23 protein-coding genes are annotated in these 19,342 nt (G+C 33.6%); 14 read left to right on the forward strand and 9 right to left on the reverse strand.

The genetic code is table 11. The features are described 5' to 3' along the window. The 8 genes from P178_RS0105195 (at window position 1) to P178_RS0105230 (ending at window position 3,818) form a co-directional block, all read left to right on the forward strand. The gene (locus P178_RS0105195) at window positions 1–573 is read left to right on the forward strand and encodes a pentapeptide repeat-containing protein (RefSeq protein ID WP_036145757.1); all 573 of its coding nucleotides are present in this window, start codon (window positions 1–3) and stop codon (window positions 571–573) included. 36 nt (window positions 574–609) lie between these two features. Further along, entirely contained in the window at window positions 610–801 is a 192-nt protein-coding gene (locus P178_RS0105200) for a DUF4177 domain-containing protein (protein ID WP_027065219.1), read from the forward strand. Window positions 802–805: 4 nt separating this feature from the next. Then, window positions 806–1,030 carry a DUF6500 family protein gene (locus P178_RS0105205; protein ID WP_027065220.1) on the forward strand — a complete coding sequence of 75 codons (225 nt, stop codon included), beginning with the start codon at window positions 806–808 and terminating at the stop codon, window positions 1,028–1,030. Then, window positions 1,030–1,587: a hypothetical protein gene (locus P178_RS0105210; protein ID WP_027065221.1), complete on the forward strand. Its 558-nt coding sequence runs from the start codon at window positions 1,030–1,032 to the stop codon at window positions 1,585–1,587. The genes P178_RS0105205 and P178_RS0105210 overlap by 1 nt, the downstream gene beginning before the upstream one ends. A gap of 221 nt (window positions 1,588–1,808) precedes the next feature. Continuing rightward, a complete protein-coding gene (locus tag P178_RS0105215; protein ID WP_027065222.1) occupies window positions 1,809–2,318 on the forward strand; it encodes an outer membrane beta-barrel protein in 510 nt (169 codons plus the stop codon). A 222-nt stretch (window positions 2,319–2,540) separates the two neighbouring features. Then, window positions 2,541–2,921 (forward strand): VOC family protein, encoded by a 381-nt coding sequence (locus P178_RS0105220; RefSeq protein WP_410477198.1) that lies wholly within the window; start codon window positions 2,541–2,543, stop codon window positions 2,919–2,921. 51 nt (window positions 2,922–2,972) lie between these two features. After that, window positions 2,973–3,467 carry a DUF6265 family protein gene (locus P178_RS0105225; protein ID WP_027065224.1) on the forward strand — a complete coding sequence of 165 codons (495 nt, stop codon included), beginning with the start codon at window positions 2,973–2,975 and terminating at the stop codon, window positions 3,465–3,467. Next, window positions 3,468–3,818: a hypothetical protein gene (locus P178_RS0105230; protein ID WP_027065225.1), complete on the forward strand. Its 351-nt coding sequence runs from the start codon at window positions 3,468–3,470 to the stop codon at window positions 3,816–3,818. It begins immediately after the preceding gene. An 80-nt stretch (window positions 3,819–3,898) separates the two neighbouring features. On the opposite strand, the gene P178_RS0105235 is transcribed toward P178_RS0105230, so the two are convergent. Continuing rightward, a complete protein-coding gene (locus tag P178_RS0105235; RefSeq protein ID WP_027065226.1) occupies window positions 3,899–4,363 on the reverse strand; it encodes a CBS domain-containing protein in 465 nt (154 codons plus the stop codon). A gap of 120 nt (window positions 4,364–4,483) precedes the next feature. On the opposite strand from P178_RS0105235, the gene P178_RS0105240 reads away from it, so the two are divergent. The 4 genes from P178_RS0105240 (at window position 4,484) to P178_RS0105255 (ending at window position 8,908) form a co-directional block, all read left to right on the forward strand. Continuing rightward, on the forward strand, window positions 4,484–6,766 hold the full coding sequence (locus P178_RS0105240) for a M28 family peptidase (RefSeq protein WP_027065227.1): 2,283 nt from the start codon (window positions 4,484–4,486) through the stop codon (window positions 6,764–6,766). Continuing rightward, window positions 6,759–7,568: an SDR family oxidoreductase gene (locus tag P178_RS0105245; RefSeq protein ID WP_027065228.1), complete on the forward strand. Its 810-nt coding sequence runs from the start codon at window positions 6,759–6,761 to the stop codon at window positions 7,566–7,568. Before P178_RS0105240 ends, P178_RS0105245 begins: the two co-directional genes overlap by 8 nt. 124 nt (window positions 7,569–7,692) lie before the next feature. Then, window positions 7,693–8,067 carry a hypothetical protein gene (locus tag P178_RS0105250; RefSeq protein WP_027065229.1) on the forward strand — a complete coding sequence of 125 codons (375 nt, stop codon included), beginning with the start codon at window positions 7,693–7,695 and terminating at the stop codon, window positions 8,065–8,067. Between the two features lie 136 nt (window positions 8,068–8,203). Continuing rightward, window positions 8,204–8,908: a hypothetical protein gene (locus P178_RS0105255; protein WP_027065230.1), complete on the forward strand. Its 705-nt coding sequence runs from the start codon at window positions 8,204–8,206 to the stop codon at window positions 8,906–8,908. Window positions 8,909–8,962: 54 nt separating this feature from the next. Here P178_RS0105255 and P178_RS0105260 read toward each other — a convergent pair whose 3' ends face one another. Together P178_RS0105260 and P178_RS0105265 are read right to left on the reverse strand one after the other, a co-directional pair. Beyond that, window positions 8,963–9,469, reverse strand: a complete 507-nt coding sequence (locus P178_RS0105260) for a nuclear transport factor 2 family protein (RefSeq protein ID WP_231500506.1) — start codon at window positions 9,467–9,469, stop codon at window positions 8,963–8,965. Continuing rightward, window positions 9,441–9,941 carry a hypothetical protein gene (locus P178_RS0105265; RefSeq protein WP_027065232.1) on the reverse strand — a complete coding sequence of 167 codons (501 nt, stop codon included), beginning with the start codon at window positions 9,939–9,941 and terminating at the stop codon, window positions 9,441–9,443. Before P178_RS0105265 ends, P178_RS0105260 begins: the two co-directional genes overlap by 29 nt. Before the next feature lie 63 nt (window positions 9,942–10,004). On the opposite strand from P178_RS0105265, the gene P178_RS0105270 reads away from it, so the two are divergent. Continuing rightward, a complete protein-coding gene (locus P178_RS0105270) occupies window positions 10,005–10,952 on the forward strand; it encodes an NAD-dependent epimerase/dehydratase family protein (RefSeq protein ID WP_027065233.1) in 948 nt (315 codons plus the stop codon). A 25-nt stretch (window positions 10,953–10,977) separates the two neighbouring features. Here the strand turns inward: P178_RS0105270 and rimK are convergent, their stop codons facing one another. From rimK to P178_RS0105300, 6 genes are all read right to left on the reverse strand, one after another. Further along, window positions 10,978–12,351, reverse strand: coding sequence for a 30S ribosomal protein S6--L-glutamate ligase (rimK, locus tag P178_RS0105275; protein ID WP_394365303.1), 1,374 nt, complete (start codon window positions 12,349–12,351; stop codon window positions 10,978–10,980). Between the two features lie 34 nt (window positions 12,352–12,385). Beyond that, window positions 12,386–13,912: a bifunctional GNAT family N-acetyltransferase/carbon-nitrogen hydrolase family protein gene (locus P178_RS0105280; RefSeq protein ID WP_027065235.1), complete on the reverse strand. Its 1,527-nt coding sequence runs from the start codon at window positions 13,910–13,912 to the stop codon at window positions 12,386–12,388. Window positions 13,913–14,033: 121 nt separating this feature from the next. Then, a complete protein-coding gene (locus tag P178_RS0105285) occupies window positions 14,034–14,357 on the reverse strand; it encodes a hypothetical protein (protein WP_027065236.1) in 324 nt (107 codons plus the stop codon). A 2-nt stretch (window positions 14,358–14,359) separates the two neighbouring features. After that, entirely contained in the window at window positions 14,360–15,337 is a 978-nt protein-coding gene (locus P178_RS0105290; RefSeq protein WP_027065237.1) for a deoxyhypusine synthase family protein, read from the reverse strand. After that, complete coding sequence (gene speB / locus P178_RS0105295) at window positions 15,324–16,262, reverse strand: agmatinase (protein WP_027065238.1); 939 nt, start codon at window positions 16,260–16,262, stop codon at window positions 15,324–15,326. Before speB ends, P178_RS0105290 begins: the two co-directional genes overlap by 14 nt. Before the next feature lie 93 nt (window positions 16,263–16,355). Further along, entirely contained in the window at window positions 16,356–17,768 is a 1,413-nt protein-coding gene (locus tag P178_RS0105300) for an arginine decarboxylase (RefSeq protein WP_027065239.1), read from the reverse strand. Between the two features lie 477 nt (window positions 17,769–18,245). Here P178_RS0105300 and P178_RS0105305 point away from each other — a divergent pair, with 477 nt between their 5' ends. Further along, entirely contained in the window at window positions 18,246–18,983 is a 738-nt protein-coding gene (locus tag P178_RS0105305) for a hypothetical protein (RefSeq protein ID WP_036145761.1), read from the forward strand. The last annotated feature ends 359 nt before the right edge of the window (window positions 18,984–19,342 follow it).

Genomic DNA, 19,342 nt, shown 5'->3' on the forward strand with positions numbered 1-19,342 from the left:
GTGGATAAATTAATTCTAGATCAAACTTTTAAAGGAAAAAAATATGCAGACACCCCATTACCAAGGGCGGAATACGAAAATTGCATTTTTGAAGGATGTGATTTCTCTAAAGGAAATTTAAACAATCAGACATTTTTGGAATGTGAGTTTATTGACTGTAATATAAGCAATGTAAATATTGTTAATACTACGTTTAAAGAAGTGAAATTTTCGCATTGTAAGCTTGTAGGTTTAGCATTCAACACCTGTAATACTTTTTTAATGGACCTGTCTTTTTTTGATTGTAACTTAAGCTTTGCAATCTTCAGAGAATTGAAACTTATAGGGCAATTATTCATGCTTTGCAAACTTAACGAGGTTGACTTCGGAGACTGCGACCTTAGTAAAGCAAAATTCGATGAATGCAATTTAGATCGTGCAATCTTTTCAAGAACCAATCTGCAAAAAGCCGATTTTAGTTCCGCTACCAATTATAGTCTTGACCCAGAAAACAATACAATGACAGGAGCCATTTTCTCTACCGATAATCTTAGTGGACTTTTAGAGAAGTATAAGCTAAAGATTGTGAAATGATAAAAACTTGCTTTTGAATTATTAAAATAATATCCCATGTTCGAATACAAATATGTAAAAATAGGTTTGTCTGGTTTATTTACTACAAATCCAAATACTGATTACAAAACTATAATAGCGAACCATGCTAAAGAAGGTTGGCGTTTTGTTCAAATATTTGCTCCTGCAATATCAGGTTATGGTAAAGCAGCTTATTTTGAATTGATTTTTGAGAAAAAAACCAAATAGGAAAATGAACAAAGAAATCAGACTAAAAATCATTGATGTATGTGATGCCAAAATTGCTACAAAAGGAGAAAACGTAGGGCTTTCGTTCTATGCCTTTTTCAAGAACAAAAATGACAATCCAAAGCTCTTAATGGAAGTCGCCACCTGGTGGATTCAAGAGCACAAATTAAATCATTTTGAAAAAGCACAAAAAATTAAGGATTTAGTTTTAGTTGATAAAATCGCATAATGAAAAACATATTTATTTTACTGGTTACAATAGGTATATTAACCAGTTGCGATAATCTACAATTAAACCACAAAGAAACAGTCAAACAATATTACAACGCATTTGATGCTGGCAATTTCAATGCATTAAATGCGGTAATAAATGATAGCATCACCATAGTTTCCGGTGATTTTACCACAAATTACAATCATGACAGCTTTCATGTTTTTTTTAAATGGGATTCAATATTTAAACCCTCATATCAGATTTTAGATTTAGAGGAAAAGAACACTGATGTCATCGTTACAATTACTCAGAAAAATATTCGTAATGAGTTTTTAAAAAACAACCCACTAAAATTTAAGGTCAAAGTAACCTTTGAGAATGAAAAAATCTCACGAATTGAAGAGTTAGAATACATTGACGTCAACTGGAATGATTGGACACAAAAAAGAGACTCGTTAGAGAATTGGGTAGAATTAAATCACCAGACTTTAAATGGATTTATTAATGACATGACTATGAAAGGCGCAATCAATTATATAAAAGCTATTGAATTGTACGAAGCCCTTGAATAATCTTCAGGTTGGCAGAAAATAATTTTATTACGCATTCAAAAAACCAATATTTAAGATAGATATGACTATCTAAACTAAGATATGCATTTGCCTTTATCTCCTTTAAATTTTGACAAGGTTAAAACTTTAACAATTAAAATATTTAATTATCTTTCGCAGATATTTACACTTCAAATATCAAAACAACATTAATTAACTAATTGTTAATCAAAACATTAACCATGAAAAAAATCACTTTATTATTAGCCATATTTACTATTGGCTTTACGTATGCACAATCACCATTAGAAGAAGGGGCATTACAGGCAAATGCAGGATTTGGCTTTTCTGGATGGGGAACTCCAATTTACGCAGGATTAGAATATGGCGTAGCACCAAATATCTCTGTTGGCGGCGAATTATCGTATCAAACCTACAATCATGGTAGTGGTTTTGGCAATGATTTTAAGAGTTCTATATTTGGTATTACAGGAAATGGTAATTACCACTTTAATGAAGTTTTTGAAATTCCAAGTCAGTGGGATTTGTATGCAGGTGCTAATTTGAGTTATTATAGCTGGAGTACCAAACTTGATGGTGACACCTTTGATTATGGTGGCGCAGATAATTTTGGCATAGGTCTACAAGTAGGTGGTCGCTATTTCTTTGATGATAACTTTGCCATTAACCTTCAAGTTGGTGGAGGAAACGTTGTAAGTGGAGGTAGAATCGGAATCACTTATAAGTTATAAGAACAATTTTTATATTAATAAACAAGGGCGGTTTACAAATTTGTAAACCGCCCTTGTTATTTTATAACTATATAATTTAATATGCTCTTCAAAAGCAAATTCCATAAAAAGATTATAAAAGGCATTAAAGAAGGGTATCCCCTATTTCTTATTTGTTGCGGAATTCCTGTTCTAACAGTAATTCTATTATAATTCTTAGATAAATGGTTCTAAATTAAAACTATGAACAAAGTACACCACACCGCTATAATCTGCTCTAATTACGAGGTTTCTAAACACTTCTATACTGAAGTCTTAGGTTTAGAAATTATTCGTGAAGTATATCGCGAAGAACGGCAGTCATACAAGTTAGATTTGGCATTACAGGGCGAATATATCATTGAGTTATTTTCATTCCCTAATCCGCCGCAAAGACCATCTAGACCAGAATCATGCGGATTACGACATATTGCTTTTGAAGTGGATAATATAGAAGATATAATTGCTAAGTGTAAACTATATAATGTTATTGCAGAACCTATTCGAATAGATGAATTCACTAATAAACGATTTACATTCATAGCTGATCCAGACGACCTTCCTATTGAATTTTACGAAAAGTAAACAAAGGCGTTTGTAAACGTTTAATTTGTATCTTGTTACAAATACGATTACATGAAATTATTATTGCTATTCTTTCTTTCTACTACTTGTTTACTACAGTCACAAAACACAATTTCTTTTGAAGAAGGTATGATGATGAGCCCTGCCGCAACTTTAAACGATATAGAATGGTTAGCGGGGCATTGGAAAGGAGAAGCCTTTGGCGGAATTGCAGAAGAAATATGGAGTCCACCATTAGATGGCTCTATGATGTTCTCTTTTCGTTTACTTGATAAAGGTGAAGTAAGCTTTTATGAATTCGGACATTTAATTGAAATAGATGCCACTTTAATTCTTCAACTAAAACATTTTGATGCCAATTTAAGCGGTTGGGAAGAAAGAGATGAAAACATTGATTTCAAGTTGGTAAAAGTTGAAGAGAACCGCTTTTATTTTGATGATTTTACTATTGAATATATATCTGACAAGGAAATTAATATGTATGTTGAAGTTGGGGATGAAGACGGAACTTCAAACGAAGTAAAATTTAACTACCACAGACAATAGATGAATAAGCAATGTTTAGAATGCGGTAAAGAGGTCATTGGTAGAATTGATAAAAAATTCTGCAATGACTACTGTCGCAATGCCTATAACAACAAAGTAAACCCAGATAGTAAAAATCTTATTAGAAACATTAACAACAGACTACGTAAAAATTACCGCGTTCTTGATAGTTACAAATTAACGGATGGTAAGACAAAAACAACACGTACCCGCTTGTTGGATAAAGGATTCGATTTTGATTATGTCACTAACCTATACACAACCAAAAAAGGCACTACCTATTACTTTTTATACGATTTAGGATATCTACCGTTAGACAATGATTTTTATATGATCGTAAAAAGGGAATAAGCTACGGACTACTAAAAACAACAAAAGCTTTCCAGTAGGCAAGCTTTTGTTGTTTTATATAACTCTTTAAAAGAAAATTCTTATTTATAGTTATGACCGCTTAGTTTTAAGGCTGCAATAACAATATCTTTTCTACTAATTTGACCAACTAAAATATCATTTCGCATAACTGGCAACCTTCTTCTGTTATGTTGGGCAAAAATACCAGCAGCATCAAAAATCGAAATATCGTGTGGAATGGTTTCTACGGTTTTAGTCATAAATCTTTCAACACTTTTATCTAAAATTGGTTGATTAAAATACCTACTTTCAGAAATTTGCTTCATACAATCCGCTTCTGAAATGATACCAACGAGAAAACCGTTCTTATCTAAAACCGGTCCACCTGAAATACGATGTTTGGCAAATTTTTCCATTACGGCTAAAATTGATTCTTCTGGCGAAAAAGTGATTAACTTAGTAGTCATGTAATCCGCTACCAAAATTGGGGCTTCAAATTCCTTTTTAAATACCTTTCTAACGCCTTGAAAGCTTTTGATTCCCATGATAGTTTGTTTAGAGGTTAATTACTAAAGATAATAAAATAATTGACATTTGCTAATAAAAGTCAATATTTATAGTGTTATTTTTAATATTTTATGCTTAATTAAAAGAATACCGTAATCATGAAAAAAACACCAACCGTACTAACCTTACTACTTGTTATTCTTGCCACTTATTGGAGTTTTAGAGTTTTATTACCGCATTATAATCCAGATGAAGTTGTTGTCGATACCGAATTCTCTACAAATAGGGCTTTACAACATGTAAAAGAAATTTCAAAAGAACCGCATGGTGTTGGTTTCCCTACTCATACTACGGTACGTAACTATATTACCAATGAGCTCAAAAATTTGGGCTTGGAAACTTCTTTACAAGAAGGATATACATCTGGTGATTGGGGAAATTTGAGCAAAGCAGAGAATATACTTGCCCGAATAAAAGGTAGTGAGTCTGGCAAAGCCTTATTATTACTTAGTCACTATGATAGTAGTCCGCATTCTTCTCATGGTGCAAGTGACGCAGGTAGTGGCGTTGCTACAATTCTAGAAAGTGTAAGAGCATTTCTAAAAACCAATACAACCCCAAAGAACGATATTATAATCCTAATATCCGATGCTGAAGAATTAGGGCTTAACGGTGCAGGTTTATTCGTTGACAAGCATGAATGGTTGAAAGATGTTGGTCTTGTTTTAAATTTTGAAGCTCGTGGTAGTGGTGGCCCAAGTTACATGCTCATGGAAACGAACAAAGGTAACAGCAAACTTATATCTGAATTTATTGCTGCAAATCCTGAGTTTCCTGTAGCTAATTCACTTGCATACAGCATTTATAAAATGTTGCCTAATGATACCGATCTAACAGTTTTTAGAGAAGAGGGTGATGTTGAGGGGTTTAATTTCGCTTTTATAGATGATCATTTTGACTACCATACCGCTATGGATAATTATGAACGATTAGACCGAAAGACCTTAGCACATCAAGGTAGTTACCTAATGCCATTATTAATACACTTTAGTAATGCTGATCTAACCAATTTAAAAAGCTTGGATGATAATGTATATTTTAATATTCCGTTTTTTAAAATGGTATCCTATCCATTTACTTGGATAATGCCTATGCTTATTCTTGCGATCATATTTTTTATAATCCTTCTAATATCCGGATTTAAGAAAAAAGTATTAAAAGGAAAAGATATTCTAAAGGGGTTTATACCGGTGCTCTTTACATTGATTATCAACGGAATTGTAGGTTACTACAGCTGGACGTTTTTAAAATGGGTGTACCCAGCTTACAGAGATATTCTACACGGATTTACCTACAATGGTCATGCATATATTTTAGCATTCACCTTATTTTCATTAGGAACTTGTTTTTACGCCTACTACAAGTTTAAAGTGATAAAAACAGCAAATCTATTAGTAGCGCCATTTATCATCTGGATACTTATTTGTGGTCTAGTAGCTATATACTTGAAAGGAGCTGCATTTTTTATAATACCACTTTACAGTTTCTTAGTTGCTTTTTACGTGCATATTAATCAAAAGAATCCAAATCCGTTTTTATTGGTTTTTCTAGGAATTCCGGCGTTGTTCATATTCGCGCCCTTAGTGCAAATGTTCCCGGTCGGATTGGGACTTAAGATGATGGTCGCTTCTACCCTTTTAACGACAATGATTTTCTTTTTACTATTACCGTTAGTAACCAAATACAGAAAAAAAGGTGCTTTGGCATTTCTAAGTTTCTTGTTGTTTGCAGGACTTATGGTTTCTGCCCATATGAACTCTAGCTTCTCAAAAGAACGCCCAAAGCCTACCAGTTTACTGTACTTATTAAATGTAGATGATGATGAAGCCATGTGGGCGACGTATGAGCATCAACTATCAGATTGGACCTCACAATACATAACCAAAAAGGTCGTGGATAATAAACTTACCAAAAAGGTCATTAGCAGTAAATACGGGTCTAATTTTACATATACTAATGATGCTCCTCTAAAAAATGTCCCAAAACCTACCATAGAAGTACAATTAGATACGGTAATTAATGCAATACGTAACATTCGACTTTGCATTACCCCTAATAGACCAATTAATCGTTTAGAATTATTCACTAACGATATTGATGTATTAAAGGCAAACGTAAATGGTGTAGAATTATCAGAGCACTTTCTACAAAATAGAAATAGCGGTAGGTTAATAACCAATTATATTAGCGATAAGAATTATACAGATATAACACTTGAGGTACCTAAAGACAAGGAATTTGAACTTACCATTTATGAAGCTTCTAACGACCTTCTTGATAATGCATTGTTTACCATTCCAGAACGGAAGGAAGATCAAATTCCTATGCCATTTGTTTTGAACGATGCTATATTAACGATACAAAAAGTAAAATTTGAATAATAGAATTGGGGTTATTGGTTGTGGATGGCTAGGACTACCTTTGGCTGAAAGTTTAATTGATCAAGGGCATAGAGTAAATGGTACTTCTACTTCAGAAGAAAAATTAGCTCTGCTGAAAGAAAGAGGTATTGTTCCATTTCATATTTCACTATCTGAGAATGGTATAACCGGAAATATTGACGGATTTTTAGATTCGTTGAATATTCTAATTATTAACATTCCTCCCAAATTAAGAGGAAAAGGACCAAAGGAAAGTTACATTTCAAAAATAGAATTATTACATAAAGCAATTAAAAAATCTCAGGTAAGAAAGATAATATTTGCTAGTAGTACAGCAGTGTATGGTGATGCAAAAGGTGTAATAACAGAGCAAACAGAACCAAAACCAAATACAGAGTCTGGCATTCAATTATTACAGTGCGAGGAATTATTGAAAAACGATCCTGAATTACAAACCACTATTATTCGTTTTGGAGGTTTAATTGGTTCAACCAGGCATCCTGTAACCATGCTTTCTGGAAGAGAGAACCTTTCTGGTGGTGATGCACCTATTAACTTAATTCATTTAGATGATTGTATCGGTATTATAAAAACTATCATAGAACATCAGCATTTTAACGATGTTCTAAATGCCGTCTATCCCGCACATCCCACAAAAAAAGAATATTATACCAATGAAGCCCTAAAAAGAGGTATAGCGGCACCTCAATACACCACACCTTCTGGGAAAACGGACAAATTAATAACTTTTTGTAGTCCTTTTCTTATTAATGAGTTTAAGTTTCTTACAACTATAAATTAAGCCTTTACAACATAAAACCTTTCTTTGACAACAAATACGCAAAAACAGCGTTAATATATTGTTGGTTTTCAGTTACTTATCGACGTATGACATACCTTTGTATAACAATATAAACCATAATATCATGAAGAAAGATAAATTACGGGAGAAGGTTTTGGTTGAATTAGAGAAGCTCATCTCCCTAAGTTGCAAGAACCCAAATGGGTTTAAAAAGTATGAAGATTTACATATCGCATTATTAAAAAAATACTATAATGCCACTAGTGTAACAATAGATTATCACCGCCATAGAATAAAAATGGAGGTAATTGAAGATGATAGTTTCTACGATCCTAAAAAGGTAAACACTTATTTACCAACTTTTTACACGAATCTATTGTTTAATAATTTATGTAAGTTTCTAATATCTTGTGTAGAAAAAGACAATAAGAGTATTGGTTTTTACACACAGTTATTGAGCACATTCAAAAAATCTAACAATAGGTTAGAATTAGCTTAAAAAATTTAAAGTTATAGTAGTTATAAAAGGGCGCCTTAATAGGCGTCTTTTTTCATTTATAACATTTAAACCTTTCCTTAACAAGATCATACAGAATATTTTAATAGTTTAGCGCACTTTAAAAAGAACAATAAAAATGAAAAAATCAGTTTTAATAGTAATCATTGCCGTTTTATTCTCCGGTAGTTATGGATACTCACAGACAAATTCAGAATTACTAAAACATTACGAAGCCTTTTATGATCAAATGCGATTACAAGGCGATGTTGATGGTGTAATAAATGCACTTACCCATTTAAATATTCTATCTCCATCACAAGAAAGAAATGATACACTTGCGTATATCTACGCAAATGACAATCAGCACTTACAAGCTTTAAATATCATTGGCATTGAGAAGTTAGACACTGATTCTGACCTAGCGGTTCAAGTTAAAGCCGTTTCTTTAAAAGCGCTAAATCAACCAAAAAGAGCTTTAGAGCAGTTTGAAGCCTTAAATGCAAGAGAGCCTAATGCTTACTTAGCTTATGAATTAGCCGACTTAAAAGTACAAACAGGCGATAACGTTGGTGCTATGAAACATGTTGAATATGGTATTGCCAATGCAACAGATGACATGAAATATGCTTTTTACGAGCGTCAACAACCTTATGAAGTTTCTTTGAAAGCAGCTTTTATTCATGTTAAGGCACTTATACAGTATAACATGGACAAAAATAATATTGATCAAGCCATTGCTACCTTGGACGAAGCTTTAGCAATAGACCCAAGTTTTAATTTGGCAAGTTTAAGCAAGCAAGCTTTAACCTCTAGAAAAGAGGCTCCGGAAGAGAAAAAATAATAACCGAGTGTTATTGAAATAAAAAAAGCGAATCATTAAGATTCGCTTTTTTTATTAGTTTGTTTTAACCTCTTTTAAAAGAGCATCATCCTTTTCAGTTTTGAGTTCTACCAACTTATCTACCAAGTCATTTGGCACGGCAATGGATAATACGTAATGGGCTACTTTCCATTCTCCATCTTCTTTTTTCAGAACTCCAGATCCACGACAAATTTTCATCTGTGTGTCTAACAATTCATCGAACCAAGCTATATCTGCAGTGTCATCTATATAAATGTTTCGTTCTACAGCTGTAAAATTCCAAGCTTTACCTTTATCAAAATAAGGTTTAGAAAAACTCATGAACTCATCTCGTTGCCAATTTTCAGTAGCATCAGTACCAATAAACACGGCATCACTGGTCATTAGTTCAAAGTAAGTATCAAAATCCGCAGTACCAGCAGCAGCGTGCCAATCATCTAATGTTTTAATAATCTGTGTTTTCTTGTCATCTTGAGCAAAAAGTACGGTTGAAACAAGAACTAGTAATAGGCTAATTTTCATCATTTGCGAGTAATTCATCTGGTAAGGTGTTATTGATTACAACATTAAATTGATTTCTTAAATCGTTGAAAGCAGTAATCATTTGCAGCATAGATTCCTTAGGGTTTTGTCTGTACTCCAAATCACCCTTCGTTTTTAAAATATAGGTCTTGAATACTTTCTGACGCCCTTTTATTTGCTGAATATCAAATTTTTTAGGGTATTCACCCATCTCCATTTTCTTTTGATTCTCAACCAGCTCATCCATTACAAGCTCAAAATCCTCTATATATTCAGAAGTATATATCTTGTCAAAACTCTTTTCCAATGCATTGTATTCAAGCCAATCATTTAAGATGGTTTGGGCTTTTGCATCAACTCTAATCTTACCTGGTAAGCTGTCCGTAACATCTTCCCAACGAGATTCATGAACAATTGCAGTATCCGATACAGCATCTTTACAAGATGCGACCAAGGTTACTAGTACTAAAAAATATAAAATTTTGGACATAAGCGAATGTACAAATTTTAAGAAAAGGTATCTTTATCTCAAATTCATTTAACGCAAATTTTAATGTCAAAATATATATTGATTATTGGGGCCTGTGGTCAAATAGGAACAGAACTTACCTTAACACTTAGAGAAAAATATGGCAATGATCAGATTATTGCAAGTGACATTAGAGAAGGTAACGACGATTTAATGGAGTCTGGACCGTTTGAAATTTTAGATGCCACCAATTATGATGCCTTAGAAGAGGTCATCGCCTATCATGATATTACAGAGGTTTATTTAATGGCGGCGATGTTAAGCGCTACTGCAGAAAAATTTCCTATGCGTGCTTGGAATCTTAACATGAATACACTTTTCAATGTATTGAATTTAGCAAAGGAGAAAAAAATAGAGAAGATTTTCTGGCCTTCAAGTATTGCTGTATTTGGACCAACTACTCCAAAGGAGAATACACCACAGAATACCATTATGGAACCTAGTACTGTTTACGGTATAAGTAAACAGAGTGGTGAAAGATGGTGCGAATATTATTTTAATAAATTTAATGTTGATGTCCGTAGCATTCGTTACCCAGGACTTATAAGTTGGAAAACTATGCCAGGTGGCGGAACGACAGATTACGCAGTTGAAATTTACCACAAAGCTTTATCTGAAGGCTCATACACGTGTTTTTTAGAAGAAGACACTAATTTACCAATGATGTTTATGGACGACGCTATACGCGCCACGTTACAGATTATGGAAACCCCTGCAGAAAAAATTAAAGAACGATCTGCTTATAACTTAGCTGCAATGAGTTTTACGCCTAAAGAAATGGCGGAAAGCATTAAAACTGTTATCCCAAAATTCAAAATAGCATACGAGCCAGATTTTAGACAAGAAATTGCCAATTCATGGCCAAGTAGTATTGATGATTCAATTGCACAGAAAGATTGGAATTGGAAGGCAGAATTCAACCTTCAAAAAACTACGGAAACAATGTTAGAAAATTTGAAGAACAGAGTTTAGCCTGTTCTTCAAATTTATTTAATTTTTAAATTATAAACTTCAATCGCTTTTCAATAGCTACTATCATAGCATTGGCGATATCTTTACCTGTAGCATTTTCTATACCTTCAAGTCCTGGAGAAGAATTTACCTCTAACAATAAAGGACCTTTGTTTGAACGAATAATATCTACACCGGCAACTGCTAGATTTAAAACCTTTGCTGCCTTTAAAGCCAGTTTCTTTTCGTCTGCAGTTATTTTAATAATAGAAGCCGTACCGCCTTGGTGAATATTGGCTCTAAACTCGCCTTTTTGAGCTTGACGCTGCATACTAGCCACTACTTTTCCGTTTACCACGAAACATCGTATATCCTGACCGTTTGCTTCTTTAATAAACTCTTGTACCAAAATATTAGTATTAACACTTTTAAAGGCGTTAATAACACTTTCTGCAGCCTTATTCGTTTCTGCTAAAACAACACCTTTACCTTGGGTGCTTTCTAAAAGTTTTATAATCAAAGGAGCACCATTAACCATTTTAATCAAGTCTTTGGTATCCATTGGAGACTTTGCAAAACCAGTTATAGGTATATGAATATCATTTTTCGAGAATAACTGAGAAGCGAACAACTTATCCCTAGATTGCGTAATAGCCTCTGCAGAGTTTTGACAATAGACACCTAGATTGTTGAATTGACGAATTAATGCACAACCATAAAAAGTTACTGAAGGCTTAATACGTGGAATAACAGCATCATAATCCTTTAAAATAATACCACCACGGTATCTGATTTCTGGAGAATGTGCATCAAGTTTCATATAGGCTTGCTCTACATTTAAAAAATCAATTTCATGACCTCTTGCTTGAGCGGCTTCCATAATTCTTTTATTGCTATACAAGTTTGGGTTACTTGCCAATAACGCAATTTTCAATCCCGTTTTTTCCTTAAAATAAGGAGCGTATTTTTTATTTACCTCACTGTCTTCAAAAGATTGTAATTGGTAGTTTAAAGCTGGGTTTACTATAAAACGATCATTTAAAGCTTCCCTACCCAATAGCATGCGAAACTCCATCGTATCTCTATTTGCCAATGTCAATTCTATATCAAAAGTAGAATCGCCAATTGTAACGGGTGTTTTAATAACCAAGCGCTCTTCAGAAATACCCGATGAGCTTTTAACCATACGGCGATCTACCAATCTTGCTTGACATTCAATACCAATACTTCGGTTTTCTTGTAAAGGACTAACCTCAAACTTTACCCATTCATGACCGCCTTTTATAATTATTTTTAAATTGGTTGCTTGAATAGAAGATGTTTTTGCGCCAGAATCTACTCTTGCCTTAATTGCAGGAATGCCTAACTCATTAAACACACACCATTCTTCACTACCTATAATCTGTAAATTATCCAATATTTGTTTTTTTTGACTCCGATTTACCGGAATTATCTTATTTCTTTTTTAATTCAAATAAATCAGTTCTTCTATCACGAAGGTTATGTACTGCCCCAAATTGATTTAACTCGCGAAGTAAACTTATATCTACATCTGCAATTAATATCATCTCGGTATTCGGTGTAGCCTCCGCTTTTATTCCGTTAGTAGGAAAAGAGAAATCACACGGAGTAAATACCATAGATTGCGCAAATTGAATATCCATATTCTGAACATTTGGTAAGTTTCCTACACTACCTGCGATAGCCACATAGCATTCGTTTTCAATAGCCCTTGCCTGTGCACAATGACGAACTCTAGAATACCCATTTTGCGTATCGGTCAAGAAAGGAACAAATAAAATATCCATGCCCTCATCTGCCAATAAACGACTAAGTTCAGGGAACTCAGAATCATAACATATCAACACCCCTATTTTACCGCAATCCGTATCAAACGCCTTAATCTGATTGCCACCTTGCATACCCCAAACTTTGGCTTCGTCTGGTGTAACATGAAGTTTCTCATAACGCTCCATAGTACCGTCACGTCTGCATAAATATCCAACATTATACAAACGACCGTCTATCATTTCTGGCATACTACCAGTTATAATATTTATGTTATATGAAATGGAGAATTCTGAAAATTTATGAGCAATTGCCTGTGTATGTTTTGCAAGTTCCCTAATAGCATCTGCCGTAGACATATGATTATTACCTGCCATCAACGGCGCATTAAAGAATTCTGGAAACAATGCAAAATCTGAACGATAGCCCGATACGGCGTCTATAAAATACTCCGCCTGCTCCAACAATTCATCTAAATCCTTATAAGGTCGCATTTGCCATTGAATCAATCCAAGGCGAATAACCGTTTTCTTAGTTGCCGCTTTCTTTGATGGTTTTTGATAATAGATATTATCCCACTCCATTAAAATAGCAAAATCTTGTGATGCCTTATCACCATCTAAATACCCCTTCATTACCTTGGCAGGATGAAAATCATTGCTGATTTGAAAATTGAGTACTGGATCTTGAATTTCTTTACGACGAACCTTATCGATATATTCTTTTGGCGATAGTTCTGACGCATACTTATGATAATTTGGCATACGACCACCAAAAGCAATACTTTTTAAATTCAACTTCTCACAAAGTTCTTTTCTGTAATCATATAAGCGACGACCTAAACGAAGACCTCTAAAGCTAGGTTTTATAAAAACCTCAATACCATAAAGTACATCGCCTTCATCATCATGAGTATCAAAACTATATTTACCTGTAATTTGCTCGTAGGTATGGGTATCATCAAAAGCATCATAATCAACAACAATAGATAATGCTACACCCGCTAATTGACCGTTAATTTTTATAACTACTTGGCCTTCTGGAAATTTATCGATTAAAGATTTTATATGTTCCTCTTTCCAATATGAACCTGGCATATTGGTGTATGCAGAAATCATAGCTGTTTTCAATTCTTGATAGTCATCAAGATCTAAAAACTTTAATTCAATATTTTCAATTTCATCAATTTTCATATACCTGTTGTAAGCACAACGATATTTAATTTATTTTTTATGGTAATACTATATTATCCGGTTTACTAATTGCAAACCGGAATTGTAATTTGTGAACTATTCTTTTAACAAGACGAAAGATCTAATCTTCGTCTTCACCATCGACCATATCTTCTGGGTCTGGCTCTACTACTGCTGTTGGATCATCATCATCGAAATCTTCATAATCATCCTCGTCATAATTCTCCATAGTATACTCAAGTTTAGCACTGATCTTCACCAAATACTTAGTATCCTCGGTTAAAACCTCAACAGCCTCTATACGTTCTCCTTGTGCATTTCTAAAGGAGATAATGTTACGGTCGTCATATCCATCTGGATATCTTTCTACCAAAAGTTTAAGAACTTCTGGCGTCAATTTTTTAAAGTCAACGATGACTCTATTTAAATGTGCGTTCTTGTCCATAATTACATATCTAATAGGTAAGCAAAAATTAAGGGCGCAACTATCGTCGCATCACTTTCTATAATATATTTAGGAGTATTAATATCTAATTTACCCCAAGTTATCTTTTCATTAGGTACGGCACCAGAATAAGAACCATAACTAGTTGTACTGTCGCTTATTTGACAGAAATAGCTCCAAAACGGAGTATCTGTACGCTCCATATCTTGGTATAACATTGGTACTACGCAAATAGGGAAATCGCCTGCGATACCACCACCTATTTGGAAGAATCCAATTCCATTTTCTGAATTTGCAGTATACCAATCTGCCAAGAAAGTCATGTATTCGATACCAGATTTCATAGTGCTAGCCTTCAGCTCCCCTTTCATTACATAACTGGCAAAAATGTTACCCATAGTACTATCTTCCCATCCTGGACAGATAATAGGCAAATTCTTCTCTGCAGCAGCGTACATCCAAGAGTCTTTAAGGTCTATTTCATAATATTCCTCTAGAACACCTGAAAGTAGCATTTTGTACATGAATTCATGCGGTAGAAAACGCTCTCCTTTATCATCTGCATCTTTCCAGATTTTGAAGATATGCTCTTGCAATCTTCTAAATGCTTCTTCTTCTGGAATACAAGTATCGGTTACACGGTTTAATCCTTTTTCTAACAAATCCCACTCGTCTTGCGGCGTAAGATCTCTGTAATTAGGTACACGTTTGTAATGAGAATGCGCTACCAGATTCATGATATCTTCTTCTAAGTTGGCACCTGTACAAGATATAATCTGAACTTTATCTTGACGTATTACCTCTGCAAAAATTTTACCTAATTCTGCAGTAGACATTGCACCAGCTAAGGACACCAACATTTTGGCACCATTATCTAATTGCTCTTCATACCCTTTAGCGGCATCTACCAAGGCAGCAGCATTAAAATGTAAATAATATTTTTCTATAAAATTGGTGATTGCACCTTTAGTCTTCGTCATCTTCAAATTTTGAATTTGTGATTGCTTTATAATCTACATCAAAAGTATTATCATACTCTTGATCTATGTCTTGCCCAGCAAACTTATAGCTAAGCATTTTGTAATATAATTTTGCGGCCAAGAAATCTGACGACCTTTCATTTTTGTTAGGACATAGCTCTACAATATCAAAACCTACAACATTCTTATCCGCAAAAACCTGCTTTAAGAATTCTAAAGTCTCATACCAAAGCAAACCGCCTGGTTCTGGAGTACCGGTAGAAGGCATAATCGAAGGATCAAAAGCATCTAGATCAAAAGTAATGAACACATTTTCTGTCATTGCCTCAATCACTTTATCTGACCAATACTCATCAGCTATCATATCATGGGCGAAGAATGTTTTTTCTTCATCCATCAAGGTCTTTTCTATAATATCCATAGAACGTATACCTACCTGAACCAAATTAGTGGTCTGGTTAGCTTCATATACTGCGCAAGCATGGTTGTACTTTGTACCTTCGTAAGATTCTCTTAAATCGGCATGAGCATCTATCTGCAATACCGTTAAATTATCGAAACATTCATTAAAGGCGCGTATAGAACCAATAGAAATAGAATGTTCACCGCCAAACAAGGTTACAAACTTATTACGTTTAATAAAGTCTTTTGTAATGTTATGCACCGCATTAACCATTGCCTCTGGAGAACTGTTCTCTGTAACTGGCGCTGTTAAATGAATTCCTTGTTTATAAACTTCAGAATCGGTTTCAATATCATACAATTCCATGTTTTCTGATGCTTCTAAAAAAGCTTCAGGACCTTTATCCGCTCCTTTACCCCAAGTACTTGTTCCGTCATAAGGAACAGGTATTAAGATAACTTTGGATTTTTCTAGTTGTGCGAATTCATCGGAAATTCCGGCATAATTCTTAGATGTACTCATGATATTTTAGCTATTGTTAAGTGGTTTTTTAGTAATCTATTTAATTTTATATACGTAATTCTATGTTCATCGGCCTTTGCCGCCAAACTAATTTTATTCAGTCCCTCCTTCAACATCATAACCTAAAATACCCAATAGATCTTCTGCCTTTTGTTGGGCTCTAAAAAGTTTGTAAGTGAAGTTACCGTTTTCATCTTTATCAATCAAAATATGTTTTGGTTGCGGAATTAAACAGTGTTGCAGCCCTCCATAACCTCCAATTGATTCTTGATATGCACCAGTATTAAAAAACCCAATATACAATGGCTTCTCTCTTTTATATTTGGGTAAATAAATGGCGTTCATGTTTTGTTCGCTATTGTAGTAATCATCACTATCACAAGTAAGTCCGCCCAACAACACCCTTTCGTACTCATCGTTCCAACGGTTAATTGGCAACATGATAAATCTCTTATTTATAGCCCAAGTATCTGGCAATGTGGTTATGAAAGAAGAATCTATCATATTCCATTTTTCACGATCGTTCTGTTGTTTTTGGTATAAGATTTCATAAATGGCACCACCACTTTCACCTACAGTAAAGCTACCAAATTCAGTAAAAATATGAGGAACAGGCACATCTGCTTCTGAACACGTAATATTGATTTGGTTTAAAATTTCATTGATCATGTATTGATAATCATATTCAAAAGCCAATGAATTTTTAATAGGAAAACCTCCACCAATATTTAAACTATCTAGAGAAGGACAGATTTTCTTTAAACGAACATATACTTTTAAACACTTTACAAGCTCGTTCCAGTAATACGCATTATCACGTATACCGGTATTAATAAAAAAGTGAAGCATTTTAAGCTCAACCTTATCATTATCCTTTATTTGATTTTCATAAAAAGGTACAATATTCTTGTAGCCAATACCTAAACGAGACGTATAGAACTCGAATTTAGGCTCCTCCTCAGATGCAATACGGATACCTACTTTAAAAGTGTCATTTATAACCTCTGACAGCAAATCTATTTCTTCGTAATTATCAATAATAGGAACACAATTTTGGTGACCATTATTAATTAATCTAGCAATGTTGTCAATGTACTTTTCGCGTTTAAATCCGTTACAGATGACATATGTTTCATCTGTTAGTTTGCCATCTGCTTTAAGCTTCTCAATAATATTAATATCGAAAGCAGAGGAGGTTTCCATATGTATATTGTTTTTTAAAGCCTCATGCATTACATGCTGAAAATGAGAACTTTTTGTACAATAACAATAATGGTATTTACCCTTATAGTTGTTTTTTTCTATAGCGTTTGCAAACCAATTTTTAGCCCTAAGTATATTATCAGAAATTTTTGGCAGGTACGTGAATTTTAAAGGACTCCCGTATTCCTTAACTAATTCATTTAATGGTATGCCGTGAAATTGTAAGTGCTCACCATCTAAATTAAACTCTTCTTGGGGAAAATAATAAGTTTGATCAATTAGATCAATGTATTTGGTATTCATGAAATTGAATTATAATGAAATTTGATATTTGTTAAATATAGTAACAAGCCTAAAGACTTAAAGTTAAGAAAACGTAACCATCTTAAGCAAAGGATCACACCAAGATTTGCATCTGTGTGGTAGGAATAAAGAAGTAATCATGCTGACTTTGCATGATTGTAGAATAAGTAATGGAAGTGTGCTTTACTAATCGGCAACCTATCTTATAAGCCATTTGTGGGAAAAACTTCCAATTTCCCTCAAACCCGAACATAGAATAACGATACATAATGTTCAGCTAAAAGCTTGAAATCCCTAACGCACTAAGTAGTGTATTAGGACAGGACAAATGAAATCAAAAAAATTGAAAAAACAAGGGTTTTTATTTTTTTTACGACCTATGGTGAAATTTTAAATTATTGTTTAAAAAAAACTATAAAATAAAGCATAACTGTTTTATTTTTAGATTATTAAAAATAAATTTCCAAAATTAATAAAATGAATAATTTCAATATAAAAAGTCATTTCATAATTGCATTCTTCTTTTTTGCTGTAAGTTTTGTCGCTAACAGCCAAATTCCAACTGGAATTTATGCAGATACCCTAGAAATTAATGGTTCTAAAAGAGTGCATCAAGTAAAAATAAATGAGGATTATTTCATCTATAACGAGTATGAAATTGAACCCGCAAATTTCATTAGAACTTTAGGAGGATTTATACAAATAGAAGAGACTTCAGCGCACAGTCTTTTGGTAGTACTTTTAGAATTCAATTCTAATTACAGTGAAGACAAAATTCAAAAACTTTCTATACCTATTGAAATGGTTGGTAAAATACTTAAAATGAATTGGTTCAAAAAATTTGCCCTTAAACCTCAATTTCCAAGTACTCAAGATTTAGATGGAACATGGTTATTTGCTACTAGAGGACCAGATACTGGACAAGACAGAAGAGGTGAAGAAAGTTCAAGAAAAACTTTAAAGTTTTTAATGGACAATACATTTCAATGGATTGCTTACGATACAGAATATTTTAAATTCTCTGGAACCGGAGGCGGCAGCTACAGTTCCCTAAATGAAATATATAAAGAACAAATTGAGTTTTTCTCAAAAGACAACTCAAGAGTTGGTGCAGAGCTAGAATTCAATTACAAACTTAAGGGTAACGATTGGCACCATACGGGTAAGAACAGTAAAGGAGAACCCATGTATGAAATTTGGAGTAAAAGACTTTAGTCTGCATTTTACGAAGAATTAAATATGAAAACATCACTAATATTCAGCTTGTTAATACCTAATACTGACTGATTACTAGGCAATTAAACATAACTTATGCCAGCGTACCGTTCATCGAAAATAATTTGATATGGACCTTTCCCCATGTTAGTTTTTATAGTTTAGCCGAAAATTCCTACTTATGTCTAATTACATTAATCTCTTTGGGTTTTTCGCTATTTGTCTTATTGTCGCCTTTTTATGGGTGTTCTTTTTTAGTGAGAACAAGAATTAAATCTGCACAGGTTAGTTGTTTTAAAGACATTGGTCTTCACTATATCGCAATAAAAAAGCCGATTGAATAAATCGGCTTTACCAAA

The organism is Maribacter sp. Hel_I_7 (assembly GCF_000688315.1).
In the GTDB taxonomy this organism is placed as follows: Bacteria; Bacteroidota; Bacteroidia; order Flavobacteriales; family Flavobacteriaceae; genus Maribacter; species Maribacter stanieri.

Excerpts from the sequence above, each read along its gene's own strand:
- P178_RS0105205 (WP_027065220.1), top strand. The coding sequence starts at position 806 with ATGAACAAAGAAATCAGACTAAAAATCATTGATGTATGTGATGCCAAA.
- P178_RS0105265 (WP_027065232.1), bottom strand. The coding sequence starts at position 9,941 with ATGTCCAAAATTTTATATTTTTTAGTACTAGTAACCTTGGTCGCATCT.
- P178_RS0105250 (WP_027065229.1), top strand. The coding sequence starts at position 7,693 with ATGAAGAAAGATAAATTACGGGAGAAGGTTTTGGTTGAATTAGAGAAG.
- P178_RS0105300 (WP_027065239.1), bottom strand. The coding sequence starts at position 17,768 with ATGAATACCAAATACATTGATCTAATTGATCAAACTTATTATTTTCCC.
- P178_RS0105225 (WP_027065224.1), top strand. The coding sequence starts at position 2,973 with ATGAAATTATTATTGCTATTCTTTCTTTCTACTACTTGTTTACTACAG.
- P178_RS0105280 (WP_027065235.1), bottom strand. The coding sequence starts at position 13,912 with ATGAAAATTGATGAAATTGAAAATATTGAATTAAAGTTTTTAGATCTT.
- P178_RS0105240 (WP_027065227.1), top strand. The coding sequence starts at position 4,484 with ATGAAAAAAACACCAACCGTACTAACCTTACTACTTGTTATTCTTGCC.
- P178_RS0105270 (WP_027065233.1), top strand. The coding sequence starts at position 10,005 with ATGTCAAAATATATATTGATTATTGGGGCCTGTGGTCAAATAGGAACA.
- P178_RS0105200 (WP_027065219.1), top strand. The coding sequence starts at position 610 with ATGTTCGAATACAAATATGTAAAAATAGGTTTGTCTGGTTTATTTACT.
- speB (WP_027065238.1), bottom strand. The coding sequence starts at position 16,262 with ATGAGTACATCTAAGAATTATGCCGGAATTTCCGATGAATTCGCACAA.
- P178_RS0105230 (WP_027065225.1), top strand. The coding sequence starts at position 3,468 with ATGAATAAGCAATGTTTAGAATGCGGTAAAGAGGTCATTGGTAGAATT.
- P178_RS0105305 (WP_036145761.1), top strand. The coding sequence starts at position 18,246 with ATGAATAATTTCAATATAAAAAGTCATTTCATAATTGCATTCTTCTTT.
- P178_RS0105210 (WP_027065221.1), top strand. The coding sequence starts at position 1,030 with ATGAAAAACATATTTATTTTACTGGTTACAATAGGTATATTAACCAGT.
- P178_RS0105255 (WP_027065230.1), top strand. The coding sequence starts at position 8,204 with ATGAAAAAATCAGTTTTAATAGTAATCATTGCCGTTTTATTCTCCGGT.
- P178_RS0105220 (WP_410477198.1), top strand. The coding sequence starts at position 2,541 with ATGAACAAAGTACACCACACCGCTATAATCTGCTCTAATTACGAGGTT.
- P178_RS0105215 (WP_027065222.1), top strand. The coding sequence starts at position 1,809 with ATGAAAAAAATCACTTTATTATTAGCCATATTTACTATTGGCTTTACG.
- P178_RS0105260 (WP_231500506.1), bottom strand. The coding sequence starts at position 9,469 with ATGAATTACTCGCAAATGATGAAAATTAGCCTATTACTAGTTCTTGTT.
- P178_RS0105290 (WP_027065237.1), bottom strand. The coding sequence starts at position 15,337 with ATGACGAAGACTAAAGGTGCAATCACCAATTTTATAGAAAAATATTAT.
- P178_RS0105285 (WP_027065236.1), bottom strand. The coding sequence starts at position 14,357 with ATGGACAAGAACGCACATTTAAATAGAGTCATCGTTGACTTTAAAAAA.
- P178_RS0105235 (WP_027065226.1), bottom strand. The coding sequence starts at position 4,363 with ATGGGAATCAAAAGCTTTCAAGGCGTTAGAAAGGTATTTAAAAAGGAA.